Raw genomic sequence first — 17,411 nt, 5'->3', positions numbered from 1 at the left:
GAGCGCTGTCAGCCCGTGTAGCCCATGGTGCGCCGATACCATTCGTGGAAGTGCTGCATGCCGTCTTCCATCGGCGACTGATACGGCCCGGTCTCGCTGACACCGCGCTGCATCAGGGCGAGGCGGCCGGCGTCCATGCGCTCGGCGATTTCGTCGTCCTCGACGCAGGTTTCCATGTACGCGGCGCGCTCCGCCTCGACGAACTCGCGCTCGAACAGCACGATTTCCTCGGGGTAGTAGAACTCCACCACATTGCGGGTCTTGCGCGGTCCCAGCGGGTGCAGCGTGGAGATGACGAGGACGTTGGGGTACCACTCGACCATGATGTTCGGGTAGTACGTGAGCCAGATCGCGCCATGCTTGGGCAGCTGTCCGTTGTTGAAGCGCAACACCGCGTCATGCCACTTCTGGTACGTCGGGCTGCCCGGCCGCTTGAGGCCCGCGTGCAGGCCAACGGTCTGCACGCTGTGCCACTCGCCGAACTCCCAGTTCAGGTCGTCGCACGAGACAAAGCTGCCCAGCCCCGGGTGGAAAGGCACGACGTGGTAGTCCTCGAGGTAGACCTCGATGAAGGTCTTCCAGTTGTAGTCGCACTCGTGCACCTCGACGTGATCGAGCATGTAACCGTCGAAGTCGAGGTCCTGTGCCACGCCCATGCGCGCGAGGTCGGCGCGCACGTCGCGCTGGCCGTCGAACAGCAGGCCGTTCCAGTTCTGCAGCGGCGAGCGGTTCAGATGGACGCACGGCTGCTGCGCAAAATGCGGCGCGCCGAGCAGTTCGCCCTTGAGGTCGTAGGTCCAGCGGTGCAGCGGGCAGACGATGTTCTTCGTGTTGCCGCGGCCGTTGAGCATGATGGCCTGGCGATGGCGGCAGACGTTGGACAGCAGTTCCACGCCGCCCGCGTTCCGCACCAGCATGCGGCCTTCGTTCTCGGCGCGCAGCGTATGGTAGTCGCCGACCTCCGGGACCATCAGTTCGTGACCGACGTACCCAGGGCCCTTCCTGAACAGCAGTTCCAGTTCTTGTTGATGCAGCGCCTCGTCGAAGTAGACGTTGACGGGCAGTTGCGAATCAGCCGGCGCCAGCTTGAGCGCGGTGCTGAGATTGGACATTATCCCCACTCCCAGATAAACAGGCGAAAGCAGTGAACAACCCAACCATCGAAAAATAAATCGATCTAGGGAAACCAGGTCAGGCGGGGCCGGAGGTCCCTGGCGTCGGCCGCGTCGACCGGAACGAGGGTTCCGGTGCTTCGAACAACACCGCGGCGGCTGCCTGACGAACCCGGGATTGTACCCGCGCCCAAAAAATTAAGGGACTGATTTTTCTGCCTTTTTAGCGAAAAAGTCGACCCGGGTCGTCTTTTTGTGCCCTTTGGGGCGCATTCGCAAAAGACGACCCGAACGCACAAGTCACTTCCATGTCAGCACCTGCTGTTCCGGTCACTTGGATGCGCGCAATCCAGCGGAGTGCGACGGGTTTGGCGTAGAATCCCCGCTTCCCCTGATCAAGGCCCCTCATGCCGAAAACGACGACCGCTCCGGTCCAGCCTGACGACACGCGCACCGACGCCACGCCCCCGGCCTCCTACGAGGCCGCCATGGCCGAGCTGGAGACGCTGGTGGCCAGCATGGAAAGTGGTGAGCTGCCGCTCGAGGCGTCCCTCACGGCTTACCGCCGGGGCGCCGAGCTGGTGCGGTACTGCCAGCAGCAGCTGGAGCGCGTCGAACAGCAGGTGCGCGTACTGGAGGGCGAAGCGCTCAAGCCGCTCGCCGCCGACGCCCGCGGCGACAACAACGGCAACGGGGCGGACTTCGAATGACCGATTTTGCAAGCTGGATGCGGGCGCAGGGCGCCCGGACCGAGGCTGCGCTCGACGCGGCGCTACCTTCCACGGACACAATTCCACACACGCTGCACGAAGCCATGCGCTATGCTTCCCTCGGCGGCGGCAAGCGTGTGCGGCCGCTGCTGGTCCATGCGGCCGGCGAGGTAAGCGGTGCCACGCCCGAGGCTTGCGATGCCGCGGCCTGCGCGGTGGAGATGATCCACGCCTATTCGCTGGTCCACGACGACATGCCCTGCATGGACGACGACGACCTGCGCCGGGGCCGTCCGACGGTCCACAAGGCCTATGACGAGGCCACCGCGCTGCTGGTCGGTGACGCGCTGCAGACGCAGGCGTTCCTGGTGCTGACGCGGGCCCAGGCGCTGCCGCCCCAGGCGCGCCTGACGCTGGTGGCCGAACTGGCGGAGGCGTCGGGCTCGGTCGGCATGGCCGGCGGCCAGGCGATCGACCTGCAGAACGTGGGTCTGGCGATGTCGCGCGAGGCGCTGGAAGGCATGCACCGGATGAAGACCGGCGCCCTGCTGCGTGCCAGCGTGCGCATGGGAGCGTTGTGCGGAAACATCGATACCGCCGGCCTGGGCGCGCTGGACCGCTACGCGGCGGCCGTGGGATTGGCGTTCCAGGTGGTTGACGATATCCTCGACGTCACCGCGGATACGGCGACGCTCGGCAAGACGGCGGGCAAGGACGCCGCCAACGACAAACCGACCTATGTGTCGCTGATGGGACTCGACGCCGCGCGCGAACTGGCTGGCCAGCTCCGCGCGACTGCCCACGAGGCGCTGGAAGGCTTTGGCGCACGCGCCACCCGGCTGGCCGAACTGGCCGACCTGATCGTGCTGCGCAATAACTGAAGAACTGAAAAGCCGGACGCGAAGAATCCGGCGGCCGAACGGACATCATGACCTACGCACTGCTCAACAAGATTGACGACCCCGCAGACCTGCGCAAGCTGGACCGACGCCAGCTGAACACGCTGGCCGAAGAACTCCGCGCCTACGTGCTCGAATCGGTCTCCCAGACCGGCGGTCACCTGTCGTCAAACCTCGGCACGGTCGAACTGACCATTGCGCTGCACTACGTGTTCCAGACGCCGTCGGATCGCGTGGTCTGGGACGTGGGCCACCAGAGCTATCCGCACAAGATCCTGACGGGTCGCCGCGACCGCATGCATTCGCTGCGCCAGTGGGGCGGCATCTCCGGCTTCCCGCGCCGCAGCGAGAGCGAGTACGACACGTTCGGCACCGCCCACTCGTCGACCTCGATCTCGGCCGCGCTCGGCATGGCGCTCGGCGCGCGCACGCTGGGCGAGAAACGCGTCTCCATCGCCGTGATCGGCGACGGCGCGATGACCGCGGGCATGGCGTTCGAGGCGATGAACAACGCCGGTGTCTACAAGGACCTGCCGCTGGTGGTCGTGCTCAACGACAACGACATGTCGATCTCCCCGCCGGTGGGCGCGCTCAACCGCCATCTGGCGCGCCTGATGAGCGGCCAGTTCTATGCCGCCACCAAGAAGGGCATCGAGCGCGTGCTGTCGGTGGCGCCGCCGGTGCTCGAATTCGCCAAGCGCCTCGAGGAACATGCCAAGGGCATGGTGGTGCCCGCCACGCTGTTCGAGGAATTCGGCTTCGACTACGTCGGCCCGATCGATGGTCACGACCTCGAATCGCTGGTGCCGACCATGCAGAATATCCGCCAGCGCGCGCTGGAAGGTCATGGCCCGCAGTTCCTGCATGTCGTGACCAAGAAGGGACAAGGCTACAAGCTCGCGGAGGCGGACCCGATCCTCTACCACGGCCCGGGCAAGTTCAATCCGGCCGAGGGCATCCGTCCCTCGGGCAAGCCGTCGCGCAAGACCTATACGCAGGTGTTTGGCGAATGGCTGTGCGATATGGCCGCCGCGGACAAGCGCCTGGTCGGCATCACGCCTGCCATGCGCGAGGGTTCGGGCCTGGTCGAATTCGAGAAGCGCTACCCTGACCGTTACTTCGACGTGGGCATCGCTGAACAGCACGCCGTGACGTTTGCCGGCGGCATGGCCTGCGAAGGCCTGAAGCCCGTGGTCGCGATCTACTCGACGTTCCTGCAGCGTGGCTATGACCAACTGATCCACGACGTGGCGCTGCAGAACCTGCCCGTCGTCTTCGCGCTGGACCGCTCCGGCCTGGTTGGCGCCGACGGCGCCACGCACGCCGGCGTGTACGACATTCCGTTCCTGCGCTGCGTGCCCAACATGATGGTGATGACGCCGTCGGACGAGAACGAGTGCCGTCAGTTGCTGACCACCGCGTACCAGCAGGAATGTCCGACTGCCGTGCGTTATCCGCGCGGTGCCGGTATTGGCGCGGCCACCGCGGCCGAGCTGACCGCGCTGCCGCTCGGCAAGGGCGTGATGCGCCGCGAGGGCCATGCCCGCGCCGGCCAGCGCGTGGCGATCCTGGGTTTTGGCTCGATGGTGCATCCGGCGCTCGGCGCCGCCGAGGCGCTCGATGCATCGGTGGCTGACATGCGCTTCGTCAAGCCGCTCGACGTCGAACTGGTCAAGTCGCTCGCCGCCAGCCACGATTACCTCGTGACGGTGGAAGAGGGCGCGACCATGGGTGGCGCGGGCAGCGCGGTACTCGAGGCGTTGTCGGAAGCTGGCATCGAGATTCCGGTGCTGGTGCTGGGCCTGCCCGACAAGTTCATCGACCACGGCGATCCGGCCTTCCTGCTCGCGCAGTGCGGACTCGACGCCGCGGGGATCGAACGCTCCGTGCGCGAGCGCTTCCCGATCGGCCAGCCGGCCATCAAGGTCGCGACGCGCGTGGCCTGACGCGGGTCGCGCCGAAGGCACGCCGCCGGTCGGCGTTACCGACCTCGCGCCGCGCGCTTCGGCCCCGCCAGCGATCTGTAGCGATCTGCATGATTGCCGGACAACCCGCACGATCTGTGCGGGTTTTGCTTTTTTTGCGGCAGGTGGTGGCGAACTCTCGTAAAATTTCGAATTCTTTTTTCATATCTGTGTTCGCAGCTACGGACCGCTGACCGACGTCGCAACCCTCAGGGGCCGTGGTTTCACACTCGTTGCGTGGCGTGAATGAACTGCGAAAGCGCCGCGACCGTAAGGATGGCCGTCACCCCTCGGCGGCGTCCTGGAGGAAACCGTCAATGAATGACATCAATCCCGCCTTTGTCATGCCCGACGTGCAGTCGAGCGTCGATACCCGTCAGATTCCGATTCAGCGTGTGGGCGTGCGCGGCGTGCGCTATCCGCTGTCGCTGCAGACGCCTACGGGCGTGGTGGCCACGGTTGGTACCTTCGATCTGGACGTGCGCCTGCCGGCCGATCAGAAGGGTACGCACATGTCGCGCTTTGTCGCGCTGCTGGAAGAAAGCCAGGCACCGCTCGACCTGGCGGGGTTCCGCGGCCTGATGGATCGCATGCTGCAGAAGCTGGAGGCCGATGCCGGTCGCATCGAGGTCCGCTTTCCGTATTTCATCTCGAAGGTGGCGCCTGTGTCGGGCGTGCAGTCGCTGATGGATTACGAGGTCACGCTCACGGGCGAGGCGCGCAACGGGCGCACCCGGGTATTCCTGACGGCGCTGGTGCCGGTGACAAGCCTGTGCCCGTGCTCGAAGAAAATCTCGCAGTACGGCGCGCACAACCAGCGCTCGCACATCACGATGAAGGTGGAACTGGACGGCGATCTGCCGGTGGAAGCGCTGGTCCGCATGGCCGAGGAAGAGGCGTCGTGCGAACTGTGGGGGCTGCTCAAGCGGCCCGACGAAAAGTACGTGACCGAGCGCGCGTACGAGAATCCGAAGTTCGTCGAGGACCTCGTGCGCGATATCGCGATGCGCCTCGATGCGGACGCGCGTATCGTCGCCTATGTGCTCGAAGCCGAGAACTTCGAATCGATCCACAACCACAGTGCGTATGCACTGATCGAACGCGACAAGCGCGACCAGCGGTAGGTTAGGGGCAGGTCAGGCGGCGGGTCAGGTGGTAGGCGCGCTTCGCTAGGCCGGCAATCGCAGGTCGGCCAGGTCCCAGCGTGGGGTCACGCCATAGTCGTATCCCACGCGCGCGAGCTGCGGTGCCGCCTGCAGTCGCATCGCGCCGGCAAACGCGATCATCGCGCCATTGTCGGTGCAGAACGCCAGGTCCGGGTAGAACACCTCGACGCGGCGCGCGCGAGCCTGCTGGTTGAGCCGCTCGCGCAGTTGCCGGTTGGCGCCGACGCCGCCGGCCACCACCAGGCGCTTGTGGCCGGTCTGCTTGAGCGCCGCCATCGACTTGGCCGCCAGCACATCGACGATCGCATCGACAAACGCGCGCGCGAGGTTGGCGCGGTCCTGCTCGCAGGTATTGGCGAGCTTGCGCGTCTGCGTCAGTACAGCGGTCTTGAGGCCCGCAAACGAGAAATCGAGGTTGCCCGAATGCAGCATGGGCCGTGGCAGCTCGAACGCGCCCGGCGTGCCGAATTCCGCCAGTCGCGACACTTCCGGCCCACCGGGATAGCCCAGGCCAAGCAGCTTGGCGGTCTTGTCGAACGCTTCCCCGGCGGCATCGTCGAGCGTTTCGCCAAGCAGTGTGTAGTCGCCGATACCCTTCACTTCCATCAACTGCGTATGGCCGCCGGAGACCAGTAACGCCACGAACGGAAAGGCCGGTGGCTGCGCGGTCAGCAGCGGCGAGAGCAGATGGCCTTCGAGATGGTGCACGCCGATCATCGGCACGCCGAGCGCAAAACCCAGCGCGTTGGCCACCGAGGCGCCCACCAGCAGCGCGCCGGCGAGCCCCGGCCCCTGCGTGAAGGCGATGGCATCGATATCGTCACGGGCTCGTCCCGCATCGGCGAGCACCTGCTGCAACAGCGGCAGCACGCGGCGGATATGGTCGCGCGAGGCCAGCTCGGGGACCACGCCGCCGTAGTCGCGATGCATGGCGATCTGCGAGTGGAGAGCGTGCGCAAGCAGGCCGGCCTCGGTGTCGTAGAGGGCCAGTCCGGTTTCATCGCACGAGGATTCGATGCCGAGGACGAGCATGGGGCAAGCAATACGGCCAGACCGTGGGTCTGGCAAGCATGAGAGAGCGGGAAGGCCAGCAGGGTAGCACAGGGGCGGACCCGGCGTGGCCGGACGCTACAATCTGCGCTTCGTTTGGAAAGGATGTGATGAGTTCAGCCAGGAAGGAGCGGTTCGATGTGGCGGTGCTGGGCGCGGGCGCGGCCGGCATGATGTGTGCCGCCGTGGCCGGGCAGCGCGGCGCCCGCGTGGTGCTGCTCGACCATGCCACGAAGCTCGCGGAAAAGATCCGTATCTCGGGCGGCGGCCGCTGCAATTTCACCAACCTGCAGGCGGGGCCGGCCAACTATCTGTCCGCCAATCCGCACTTCTGTCGCTCGGCACTGGCGCGCTATACCCCGCAGGATTTCCTCGGCCTGATGCGCCGCTACGACATCGGCTGGCACGAGAAGCATCGCGGCCAGTTGTTCTGCAACGACAGTGCCGAGGACGTGATCGGCATGCTGCGCGCCGAATGCGAGACCGGTGCGGTGCACTGGCGGACCGGCTGCGGGATCGAGGAGGTCCGCAAGGAGGGCGACGACTACCTGCTACTGACCACGCAGGGCGAGATCCGCGCCGGTGCGGTGGTGGTGGCCACGGGCGGACTATCCATTCCCAAGATCGGCGCCACCGACCTGGGCTACCGTATCGCACGCCAGTTCGGGCTCAAGATCGTCGAGACGCGGCCGGCGCTGGTACCGCTGACCTTTGACGGCCAGGCCTGGCAGCCGTTCGTGCCGCTCGCGGGCGTTTCCATGGAGGTCGATATCGCCACCGGCAGCGGCAAGACCGCGGGCGCGTTCAAGGAGGACCTGCTATGGACACACCGCGGCCTGTCGGGGCCGGCGGTGCTGCAGATCTCGAGCTACTGGCGGCCGGGTACGCCGATCGAGGTGGACCTGTTCGACGGCGAAGACGCCGCCGGCTGGCTCATCGACCACAAGCGCACCAGCCGCAAGCATCTGGCCAACCTGCTCGCGGAGCGCTTGCCGGCCCGGCTCGCCGAGGCATGGTGCGGGGCCGCCGGCCTGCCCGGCACACAGTCCGTGGCGGACCTGCCGGACAGGGCGCTGCGCCAGTTGGGCGGATCGCTCAACCGCTGGCAGCTGGTGCCGTCGGGCACCGAGGGCTATCGCAAGGCCGAGGTCACGCTGGGCGGCGTGGATACGCGCGGGCTGTCGTCGTCGACGATGAGGGCGCGCGACGTGCCCGGCCTCTACTTTATTGGCGAGGTGGTCGACGTGACCGGGTGGCTCGGCGGCTACAACTTCCAGTGGGCCTGGGCGTCGGCGGTGGCGGCGGGGGAGGCTGCGGCGGAAGCGGCACGGGGCGGTGCGACCTGAGCGGTGCGACCTGAGGGAGCGACCTGAGGGAGCGACCTGACGGAGCGACCTGAGGGGGCCGACCTGATGGGGCCGACCTGATGGGGCCGACCTGAGCGGTGCGAGCCGAGCGGTACGGACTATGGTGTGCCGACGTGCACGGTAACCGGTGGTGATCACAGCGTGTTGCGCCGCCGGCACGGCCAGATCCAGCGTCCGCCATGCGCGTGCAGCGTCACAGACCTTGCGCTACAATCGCCATCTCCGTAAAACCGCCGACGCGCTCGTGGGCGACTCCCGTGCACGATCGTGCACCATCTAGTTTCTTTTTTGGCCAAATGACTACGATTCGCCTCAAGGAAAACGAACCGTTCGAAGTCGCTATGCGCCGTTTCAAGCGCACCATTGAGAAGACCGGTCTGATTACGGAGTTGCGAGCGCGAGAGTTTTACGAGAAGCCGACCGCCGAGCGTAAGCGCAAGAAGGCCGCTGCGGCAAAGCGCCACTACAAGCGCATCCGCAGTCAGATGCTGCCGAAGAAGCTGTACTGAACCGCGCCGTCGCAACAGTCGCAACAGTCGCAACAGTCGCAACAGTCGCAGTCGCGTCAGCATCGAAACCCGCTGTGGGCCACGCTCCGGCGGGTTTTTGCGTTGTGGCTCGGTTAGGTCTAGGGTTGCCTCAGTGCCATCCATCGCGCCGCCCGCGGGCGGCCTGTCCCAATTTTTCCGGAAACTGCCATGTCCCTCAAAGTCCAGATCAATGACGATATGAAGGCCGCCATGCGTGCACGCGAGACCGAGCGTCTTGGCACCATTCGACTGCTGCTGGCCGCCATCAAGCAACGCGAGGTGGACGAGCGTATCGAACTCGACGATGCCGCCGTGACGGCCGTGGTGGAAAAGCTGATCAAGCAGCGCAGGGATTCGATCTCCCAGTTTGAACAGGCCGGTCGCCAGGATCTGGCGGACAAGGAAAAGGCAGAGGTCGAGGTGCTGAAGGTCTATATGCCGGCCGCGCTGTCGGAAGCCGAAGTGGCCGCCGAGGTGCAGAAGGCCGTGACGGAGACCGGCGCCGCCGGCCCCCAGGACATGGGCAAGGTGATGGGCGTGCTCAAGGGGCGGCTGGCCGGCCGTGCGGACATGACCGCGGTGTCGGGCTTGGTCAAGGCGGCGCTGAGCGGTAAGTGAAGCCTCAGTTTCTGACAGAAAAGTAATGGACACGGTAAAAGCAGAAGCGGTCGACTTTGGCGAAGTTGACCGCAGATGTGCGTATTCCAGGCGCCGCGTTGCATGTGCACTACAATGAGTCGATAGTAGCCGGGCGCAGTTCCGGTCACGCATTCCAGAAAAGCGGTCGCCGGCACGCCGGCCGGCCAAGCCATCAGGACGGTCAGTCGGGTGATTCCGCAATCCTTTATTCAGGACCTGCTCAACCGTGTCGACATTGTCGATGTGGTGGGTCGGTACGTGCAGTTGAAGAAGGGCGGCGCCAATTTCATGGGGCTGTGCCCGTTTCATAACGAAAAATCCCCGTCGTTTACGGTATCGCCCACAAAGCAGTTCTATCACTGCTTCGGGTGCGGCGCCCATGGCTCGGCCATAGGATTTCTGATGGAGTATTCGGGCCAGTCCTATCCGGACGCCGTGCGCGAGCTTGCGCAGTCGGTCGGCTTGACCGTGCCCGAGGAGCGTAACAGTCTGCCGCCCGCGCAGCGTGCCGAGCAGCAGGCGCGCACGGTGGCGCTTTCCGACGCCATGACGCGCGCCACCGAGTTCTACCGGCGCCAGCTGCGCGGCGCGCAGACCGCCATTCAATATCTGAAAGGCCGCGGACTGACGGGCGAGATCGCGGCCCATTTCGGCCTCGGCTATGCCCCGGACGACTGGCAAGGCCTGGAAAGCGTGTTCGGCAGCTATCGCGACGACGCCATTGCGGCTCCGCTGGTGGAGGCCGGATTATTGATCGAGAGCGGCGACAAGCGCGATGCGGACGGCAAGCCGCGCCGGTACGACCGTTTTCGCGACCGCATCATGTTCCCGATCCGTAACACTAAGGGTGTCGTGATCGGCTTTGGTGGTCGGGTCATCGGGCAAGGCGAGCCAAAATACCTTAACTCCCCGGAAACGCCGCTGTTCAGCAAGGGGGCGGAGCTGTATGGCCTGTTCGAGGCGCGGCATGCGATTCGGGAAACCGGCTACGTACTCGTTGTCGAAGGCTATATGGACGTGGTGGCGCTTGCACAGCTCGGATTTGCCAACGCGGTGGCCACGCTGGGTACCGCCTGTACGCCTGTGCACGTCCAGAAGTTGTTGCGGCAGACGGATTCCGTGGTGTTCTCATTCGATGGCGACGCCGCGGGCCGACGCGCCGCGCGGCGCGCGCTCGAGGCCTGCCTGCCGCATGTGGCGGACAACAAGACCATCCGCTTCCTGTTCCTGCCGGCGGAGCACGATCCCGACAGCTATATTCGCGAGCAGGGCACCGACGCCTTTGCCGCGCAGGTGCGTGATGCCATGCCGTTGTCGCGCTTCCTGCTGCAGGTGGCCACCGAGGAACAGGACCTGCGCCAGCCCGAAGGCCGCGCCCGTGCCCAGTTCGAGGCCAAGCCGATGCTGCAGGCGATGCCGGCCGGCGGGCTGCGGCTACAGATTGTGCGCGAGCTTGCCGATGCCACGGGTACGACACCTGCGGAAATCGAGGCGATCTGCGGGCTGGGCAGCGATGCTTCGCGGGTCGGCCGCTATGCCGCGCCGCGTCCGCGCGCACGCCGCCAGGCGCCAACCGGCCTTGAGCAGCGCGTGGTCCAGCTGCTGATGTGCTATCCCGCGCTGGCCGGCCGCCTCGATGCCGACAGTCGCGCACTATTGCTCGACAGTGAAAGGCCTGAATCGGAAGTGTTGGCTCACCTCGTGGGGGCCTGCGACGGCATTGAGGGCCAGGCCAATTTCGCCGCATTCAGCGAGCAGCTGGCGCAATCGCCGTACGCCGAGGTGTATGCCAACGCGCGTACCGCGGTGCTGCGCGAAGACATCGAAGAGGAGCCGGCGGCGCTGGAATTCGACGCCGCCATCCACAAGTTATTGGCAGAACCGCTACGCCGCGAGCTGGAAGCGCTGCAGGCCGCGGTGGTGGCGGGTACCGCCGACGAGGCGGCCAAGATCAGGTTGCGCTGGCTGGTCAGCGAAGTCCAGCAGCGGCGCCAGGTGGGTTACAGGGGGCCGAAGGAGGCTGGCGAAAGGTGACGGAAATGCTGCAGGAATGCGGCAGAAACGCGACAGGGCTAGCGTAACCGGCGTGGCGCAAGTGCCGCGCACAGGCGAACAGACAGGCCATGGCCCCTGGTTTGTCGAGCTTAAGCCTTGATTTTTCAGGTGAAAACCACACCTGACAGGAAGCCCGGGAGTAGCGACGTGCTACAATGCCCGGTTTGGATTGCGAAATCTCTCTCCAGTTCTGGCGAAAGTGAGCGTGCCAATGGCAAAGGCCAAAGCTACCGATGCGACCCTGCTCAAAGGGTCCTCCAAAGCTCCCTCTACCGGGAGCGGCAAGGCGTCCGTGAAAACAACGGCGGCGAAGACATCGACCGCGTCAGTCAGGACGACACAGGCCCGGTCTGCGCCATCGAAGTCCGTACGCGGTGTGGATGCACCCGTCGAGACCGCTTCCGCCAGGAATCGCACATCCGAAAGTACCAAGCCCTCGACTTCGGCACGCGAGAGCGGCAAAAGCGCCAATACAAGCGGCAAGAACGCCGCTTCTGCACCAGTGAAAGGCAAGAGTATCACCGTGGCGAAACAGCAGAATACCGAAGTCGAGAGCAAGCGTGCGGCCAGTGCCGGCACCCGGACCAGCAGTGCCCGTAGTGGCACCGCCGCCGCGGCGCCCAAGGCTCGTGCCGCGACTCCCGCACCCGTTGCATCGGAACGCCCTGCGGCACCGGCCGTCAAACCGGAGCCCAAGAAGCGTGGCCGCAAGCCCAAGGCCGCCGAATCGCAGCAAGACGACAGCACTATTGAAGACGTGACTGAAGAGTTTTACGAGAACGACACCCCCGCGGCCGCTGCACCCGCTGCGGCGCCCAAGACGGAAAAGCAGAAAGCCAAGGACCGCAAGGCCAAGGAAAAGGCGCTGCTGAAGGAGTTCGCCTCGACCCAGCAGGGTACCGAGGAGGAGCTCGAGCTCCGTCGCCAGAAACTCAAGGCGCTGATCAAGCTCGGCAAGTCGCGCGGCTACCTGACCTACGCGGAAATCAACGATCACCTGCCGGACGACATGGTCGATTCGGAAACGATCGACACGCTGGTCGCCACGCTCAACGACATCGGTATCGCCGTCTACGAACAGGCGCCGGATGCCGAAACGCTGCTGCTCAACGATAACGCGCCGTCCGCCACCAGCGAAGAAGAAGCCGAGGAAGAAGCCGAAGCCGCGCTTTCCACGGTGGACTCCGAGTTTGGCCGCACCACCGACCCGGTCCGCATGTACATGCGCGAGATGGGCACCGTGGAGCTGCTGACGCGCGAAGGCGAAATCGAGATCGCCAAGCGTATCGAGGCTGGCCTCAAGGACATGGTGATGGCCATTTCCGCGTGCCCGGTCACGATCAGCGAGATCCTGGCCTATGCGGACCGCGTGCGCAATGACGAGATCAAGATCGACGAGTTCGTCGACGGCCTGATCGACCCGAACGCCGAAGAAGTCGCGGAAGCCCCGATGGCGCCCGCTGCTTCGTCCGACGACGAAGAGATCGAGTCCGACGAGGATGGCGACGGCGAGGAAGAGGATGACGACGAAGGCGGCGCCGGCGGCGGTGCCTCCGCGCGTCAGCTCGAGGAGCTCAAGCTTGCCTCGCTCGAGAAGTTCCACGCCATTGCCGACCAGTTCGACAAGATGCGCCGGGCCTTCGAGAAGGAAGGCTACAAGTCCAAGCCGTACGTGAAGGCGCAGGAAGCCATTCAGCAGGAACTGATGGGCATCCGCTTTACCGCGCGTAACGTCGAGCGCCTGTGCGACACGCTGCGTGGCCAGGTGGACGAGGTGCGCAAGCTGGAGCGTGCGATCCTGAACATCGTGGTCGACAAGTGCGGCATGCCGCGTTCGGAATTCGTGCAGCGTTTCCCGGGCAACGAGACCAACCTCGACTGGATCCAGACCGTAGTGGCCGACAACAAGCCCTACAGCACGATCGTCGAGCGTAACGTGCCCGCGGTGCATGAACTCCAGCAGAAGCTGATCGACCTGCAGGCGCGCGTGGTGCTGCCGCTCAAGGAGCTCAAGGACGTCAATCGCAAGATGTCCGAAGGCGAGAAGCGCGCCCGCGAAGCCAAGCGTGAAATGACCGAGGCCAACCTGCGTCTCGTGATCTCGATCGCCAAGAAGTACACCAACCGCGGTCTGCAGTTCCTCGACCTGATCCAGGAAGGCAACATCGGCCTGATGAAGGCGGTGGACAAGTTCGAATATCGTCGTGGTTACAAGTTCTCCACGTATGCAACGTGGTGGATCCGTCAGGCCATTACGCGTTCGATCGCCGACCAGGCGCGCACCATCCGTATTCCGGTGCACATGATCGAGACGATCAACAAGATGAACCGCATCTCGCGTCAGATCCTGCAGGAAACCGGCAACGAGCCGGATCCGGCAACGCTGGCCGAGAAGATGGAGATGCCGGAAGACAAGATCCGCAAGATCATGAAGATCGCGAAGGAACCGATCTCCATGGAAACGCCGATCGGTGACGACGACGACTCCCATCTGGGCGACTTCATCGAAGACACCAACACGCTCGCACCGGCCGAGGCAGCCCTGCACGGCTCGATGCGCGACGTCGTCAAGGACGTGCTGGATTCCCTGACGCCGCGCGAAGCCAAGGTGCTGCGCATGCGCTTCGGTATCGAAATGAGCACGGACCACACGCTGGAAGAAGTCGGCAAGCAGTTCGACGTCACCCGCGAGCGGATCCGCCAGATCGAGGCCAAGGCGCTGCGCAAGCTGCGCCACCCGAGCCGCTCGGACAAGCTGAAGAGCTTCCTGGAAGGCAACTAAGCCTGTCCAAGGGCCTCTAGCTCATGCCTGGTTAGAGCAGCGGACTCATAATCTGCTGCTTTATTTTAAAAACACAAGGAAAATCAACAACTTATGATTGTAGCCAAGGATACAAAAGGTTCTTAGGCTACACATAGGCTACAAATGCGGTAGAATTTCAGTTTCAGGGCCTTTAGCTCAGTTGGTCAGAGCACCCGACTCATAATCGGATGGTCGCGGGTTCAAGCCCCGCAGGGCCCACCAAACACCCTTAAAAGCCACTCAAAGCAGTGGCTTTTTTCTTTTGTACATTGATTCAGAAAGCTTTTTCTTTTCAGAACATGTACGTTAACATGATGATTAGAACTTAGTTAGGTTAATCACATGACTCAAGAAATCGTTCAAATTGAACTAAAAAACCTTCACAAGAAGCTTTATGAAGCTATCTTGAATGATGGTGAATTCTATTTCACCAAAGACCAACTTCTTGATGCCTTCTCTTACTCTCCTGATAAAGTTGAGTATCAAAAGGCTGTTCGTAATGTTCTTGCTTTCAACAAGGATATGAACAAGAAGAAGATGCAAATCATGAAAGTTGGCTTCATTCGTCTTGATGGTTCTCAAGTCAGTGATGAACTGAAAGAACAGACTGCAAGCAAAAGAAGGTTTGAAAGAGTTCAACTTATGATGAATGGCATCATCAAAAAACCTGATGAACAAGATGAAGAAATTTATCTTGGCTTTACTTATACTGTCCAATCAAACAAACACAACAATCAACCTTTGTTTGTGGTTGAACAATTTGCCTTGGACTATCCTCTTCTTGCTGTTGTCTCCTACACTGCTGAACTCTGGAATATTGCTTATTCAAGACTTCCAATTAATGACATCAATCTTGTTGCTGCTGGTCACTGAATCACTTCTCAGACAAAAAATAAAGGCTCCCTAGTGGAGCCTTTTTCATATGTGTGGAATGATTTTTTTCAATAGTTCTTTGCTTATCTCTCCACTTCTGTAATCAGTGATTGTCTTCCTTAACAACATTGCCTTCTCTTTGTTCAAGCTTGGGAACTTCTCAATGTCATCCTTGCTGATTAAACATGAGACAGAATTCTTGTCGTGACTTCTTGAAATGATTTTTCCAAATGTTTCAATTCCTAAACAGTGTTCTATTGAAAGCCTAAAAAGTGTTGTGTTGCTAACAAACAATTCATCACACAACTTCAATAAATCACTTCTTATCAAGTCAAAACTTTCATCTGAAAACATTACTCTTACTCTGTGCATTTTTTCCATCTTATTTTTCTCCTTTCAAATGCTTCAATCCAAAATGAAGAACTGCATAAAGTAAAGCAGTAATCAACATTCCTTTCCAACAGTTAATGACTATTGCAGAAATCCATATAAGAATTATCTCTGAAAAAACATTAACCAATGAACCCTTGCCAAATGCAAGATAGAAGATTCCTGAAACAATGAATGCAATTGAAATCATGTCAAACTCTGATTTTCTCATTGCCTTCTCTTCTTCAAATCTTTCAATGTAGGCTTCTCTTTCTTCTATATCCATTCTTTTAACTGTCATCAAAACATCATTTAGATACATCCATAAGAACAACCAAACCTTTATTGCAACATAGCAAGGTGCAATCCAAGGTAAAAGCAAGAAGACCTTTCTTGTCTTTAAAAAACTCCAATCAAATTCTTTTTCTTTTTCTAGTTCAATCATTTTATTCTCCTTTCTATTTAGTGTATATAAATTATATTTTTAATCAATAGTAGAAAGTCTTTTGGATATCGCATTTGATTTTTATTTTCTTTCTGTTATACATATTATTATAATAAGGAGAAAGAAATGGAAAAAGAATATGAAAAGAGAGATTACAACCAAGAAGCATTAAGCTCTGTTAACTCTGCTCTCGTTACTCAACTAAAACAATGTATTGAAGGTGTAGAGAAAGCACAAGCTGAAGGTAAAGAATGGGATAAGCCATTTTTTACAATGCCTGCTCCTGCATACAATCCTTATACTGGTACACAGTATTCAGGAATCAATAGATTAATTCTTGCAAACTCAAAAAACTTCCGTGGTGATGGTCGTTTCTACACATACAACAACATTACTCAAATTGAAGAAAAGAGACAGTCAGTAGTCAAAGAAAAAGAAAAGCTTGCTGAATATGCAAAGTCTCCTTCATACAATGCAAAAACCTATGAAGAGAAAGCAGGTAAGTTAGAAGAAAAAATCACTGAACTTGAGAAATATGGTGTTCATGACATCAACAAGCCTTTCCATCTAAAGAAAAGTTCCAAGAGTGATACTGTCTATAAATCCCTTCAAAGAACTGCTATTTCAAAGGCTATTTCAGGTGGCAATGAAGACTCTGAAGCATTAGAACTCTCTGGAACTGATGAAAACGGCTTGAAAGTCTCTTCCTGGTACGTCTATGCATATGCGGGAAATGTTTTCAATGCCTGCCTGATAGAGAACATTTCACCTCTTCCTGATCGCGGTCTTCAACATGATCCTATTGAACTTGCTGAGATACATGCACAAGCTATGGTTGCCAAAACCGGCTTGAGAATTGAAGAAGGCAACTCTTCAAGAGCTTTTTACCGTGGCTCTGAACACATGATTGCTATGCCTGCAAAATCTGCCTTCAAGAGTGCTAGAGAGTTCTATGACACTTTGAACCATGAGATTGCACACTCAACAGGTGATGCTCTTGGCCGTGTCAAAGGAAAAACCTTTGGTGATGAAGCCTATGCAAAGGAAGAATTGGTTGCTGAAATGACTTCAATCATGATGGCTCAAGAACTTGGGCTTCCTCACAACTCTATGTGTGATGAAAACCATCTTGCCTATATGAAGTCCTGGATATGTTCAATTGAAGGCACAGAAGGTAAAGCTAAAAATGAAAAGTTGCTTACCTCTGCATTCGTCCAAGCTGCTCGTTCTTTTGACTACCAAAATGCAATTCGCAATGAATTCATGGCTGAACGAAGTCTTGAAAAATCCAAGAGCAAAGAACAGGTTCAAGAGAATGTGAAAGTTCAGACTCAGGCTGTTGAATCATCTAATAAAAAATCAACATCTATCCCTAAAGACAAACCAAAACAAAAAGAAGAAGAAATTCAGCTTTCCATGCAATGAAAAA

General features: G+C 59.9%; 15 protein-coding genes and 1 tRNA gene. 12 read left to right on the top strand and 4 right to left on the bottom strand.

Annotation, left to right across the window (positions count from 1 at the left end):
• Nucleotides 1–8: 8 nt before the first annotated feature.
• Nucleotides 9–1,112: an aromatic ring-hydroxylating oxygenase subunit alpha gene (locus DFLDMN_RS08655; protein ID WP_423198056.1), complete on the bottom strand. Its 1,104-nt coding sequence runs from the start codon at nt 1,110–1,112 to the stop codon at nt 9–11.
• A 407-nt stretch (nt 1,113–1,519) separates the two neighbouring features.
• On the opposite strand from DFLDMN_RS08655, the gene DFLDMN_RS08650 reads away from it, so the two are divergent.
• From DFLDMN_RS08650 to folE2, 4 genes are all read left to right on the top strand, one after another.
• A complete protein-coding gene (locus tag DFLDMN_RS08650) occupies nt 1,520–1,822 on the top strand; it encodes an exodeoxyribonuclease VII small subunit (protein WP_423198055.1) in 303 nt (100 codons plus the stop codon).
• Entirely contained in the window at nt 1,819–2,703 is an 885-nt protein-coding gene (locus DFLDMN_RS08645; protein WP_423198054.1) for a polyprenyl synthetase family protein, read from the top strand. The genes DFLDMN_RS08650 and DFLDMN_RS08645 overlap by 4 nt, the downstream gene beginning before the upstream one ends.
• 47 nt (nt 2,704–2,750) lie before the next feature.
• Nucleotides 2,751–4,667 carry a 1-deoxy-D-xylulose-5-phosphate synthase gene (gene dxs, locus DFLDMN_RS08640; protein ID WP_423198053.1) on the top strand — a complete coding sequence of 639 codons (1,917 nt, stop codon included), beginning with the start codon at nt 2,751–2,753 and terminating at the stop codon, nt 4,665–4,667.
• Nucleotides 4,668–5,002: 335 nt separating this feature from the next.
• A complete protein-coding gene (gene folE2, locus DFLDMN_RS08635; RefSeq protein WP_423198052.1) occupies nt 5,003–5,809 on the top strand; it encodes a GTP cyclohydrolase FolE2 in 807 nt (268 codons plus the stop codon).
• A 45-nt stretch (nt 5,810–5,854) separates the two neighbouring features.
• On the opposite strand, the gene tsaD is transcribed toward folE2, so the two are convergent.
• Nucleotides 5,855–6,883: a tRNA (adenosine(37)-N6)-threonylcarbamoyltransferase complex transferase subunit TsaD gene (gene tsaD, locus DFLDMN_RS08630; protein ID WP_423198051.1), complete on the bottom strand. Its 1,029-nt coding sequence runs from the start codon at nt 6,881–6,883 to the stop codon at nt 5,855–5,857.
• Between the two features lie 128 nt (nt 6,884–7,011).
• On the opposite strand from tsaD, the gene DFLDMN_RS08625 reads away from it, so the two are divergent.
• The 7 genes from DFLDMN_RS08625 to DFLDMN_RS08595 all read left to right on the top strand — a co-directional run bounded on the left by DFLDMN_RS08625 (nt 7,012) and on the right by DFLDMN_RS08595 (nt 15,168).
• A complete protein-coding gene (locus DFLDMN_RS08625) occupies nt 7,012–8,247 on the top strand; it encodes an NAD(P)/FAD-dependent oxidoreductase (RefSeq protein ID WP_423198050.1) in 1,236 nt (411 codons plus the stop codon).
• A gap of 317 nt (nt 8,248–8,564) precedes the next feature.
• Nucleotides 8,565–8,777, top strand: coding sequence for a 30S ribosomal protein S21 (gene rpsU / locus DFLDMN_RS08620; protein ID WP_423198049.1), 213 nt, complete (start codon nt 8,565–8,567; stop codon nt 8,775–8,777).
• A 189-nt stretch (nt 8,778–8,966) separates the two neighbouring features.
• On the top strand, nt 8,967–9,416 hold the full coding sequence (locus DFLDMN_RS08615; RefSeq protein WP_423198048.1) for a GatB/YqeY domain-containing protein: 450 nt from the start codon (nt 8,967–8,969) through the stop codon (nt 9,414–9,416).
• A 210-nt stretch (nt 9,417–9,626) separates the two neighbouring features.
• The gene (dnaG, locus tag DFLDMN_RS08610; protein WP_423198047.1) at nt 9,627–11,471 is read left to right on the top strand and encodes a DNA primase; all 1,845 of its coding nucleotides are present in this window, start codon (nt 9,627–9,629) and stop codon (nt 11,469–11,471) included.
• A gap of 523 nt (nt 11,472–11,994) precedes the next feature.
• Complete coding sequence (gene rpoD, locus DFLDMN_RS08605) at nt 11,995–14,274, top strand: RNA polymerase sigma factor RpoD (RefSeq protein WP_423198046.1); 2,280 nt, start codon at nt 11,995–11,997, stop codon at nt 14,272–14,274.
• A gap of 166 nt (nt 14,275–14,440) precedes the next feature.
• Nucleotides 14,441–14,517 (top strand) — tRNA-Ile (locus DFLDMN_RS08600).
• 120 nt (nt 14,518–14,637) lie between these two features.
• Nucleotides 14,638–15,168: a hypothetical protein gene (locus tag DFLDMN_RS08595; RefSeq protein WP_423198045.1), complete on the top strand. Its 531-nt coding sequence runs from the start codon at nt 14,638–14,640 to the stop codon at nt 15,166–15,168.
• Nucleotides 15,169–15,213: 45 nt separating this feature from the next.
• Here the strand turns inward: DFLDMN_RS08595 and DFLDMN_RS08590 are convergent, their stop codons facing one another.
• Entirely contained in the window at nt 15,214–15,549 is a 336-nt protein-coding gene (locus DFLDMN_RS08590) for a hypothetical protein (RefSeq protein WP_423198044.1), read from the bottom strand.
• A gap of 1 nt (nt 15,550) precedes the next feature.
• Nucleotides 15,551–15,982: a hypothetical protein gene (locus DFLDMN_RS08585; RefSeq protein ID WP_423198043.1), complete on the bottom strand. Its 432-nt coding sequence runs from the start codon at nt 15,980–15,982 to the stop codon at nt 15,551–15,553.
• Between the two features lie 126 nt (nt 15,983–16,108).
• Between DFLDMN_RS08585 and DFLDMN_RS08580 the strand changes: the two genes are divergently transcribed.
• Nucleotides 16,109–17,407 (top strand): zincin-like metallopeptidase domain-containing protein, encoded by a 1,299-nt coding sequence (locus DFLDMN_RS08580; protein ID WP_423198042.1) that lies wholly within the window; start codon nt 16,109–16,111, stop codon nt 17,405–17,407.
• Nucleotides 17,408–17,411 lie beyond the last annotated feature (4 nt).

Origin of the sequence: Cupriavidus sp. H19C3 (assembly GCF_049393815.1) — a bacterium.
Classification (GTDB): domain Bacteria; phylum Pseudomonadota; class Gammaproteobacteria; order Burkholderiales; family Burkholderiaceae; genus Cupriavidus.
Note: the sequence above shows the minus strand (reverse complement) of the source record. Positions and strands in the feature narration are given on the sequence as shown.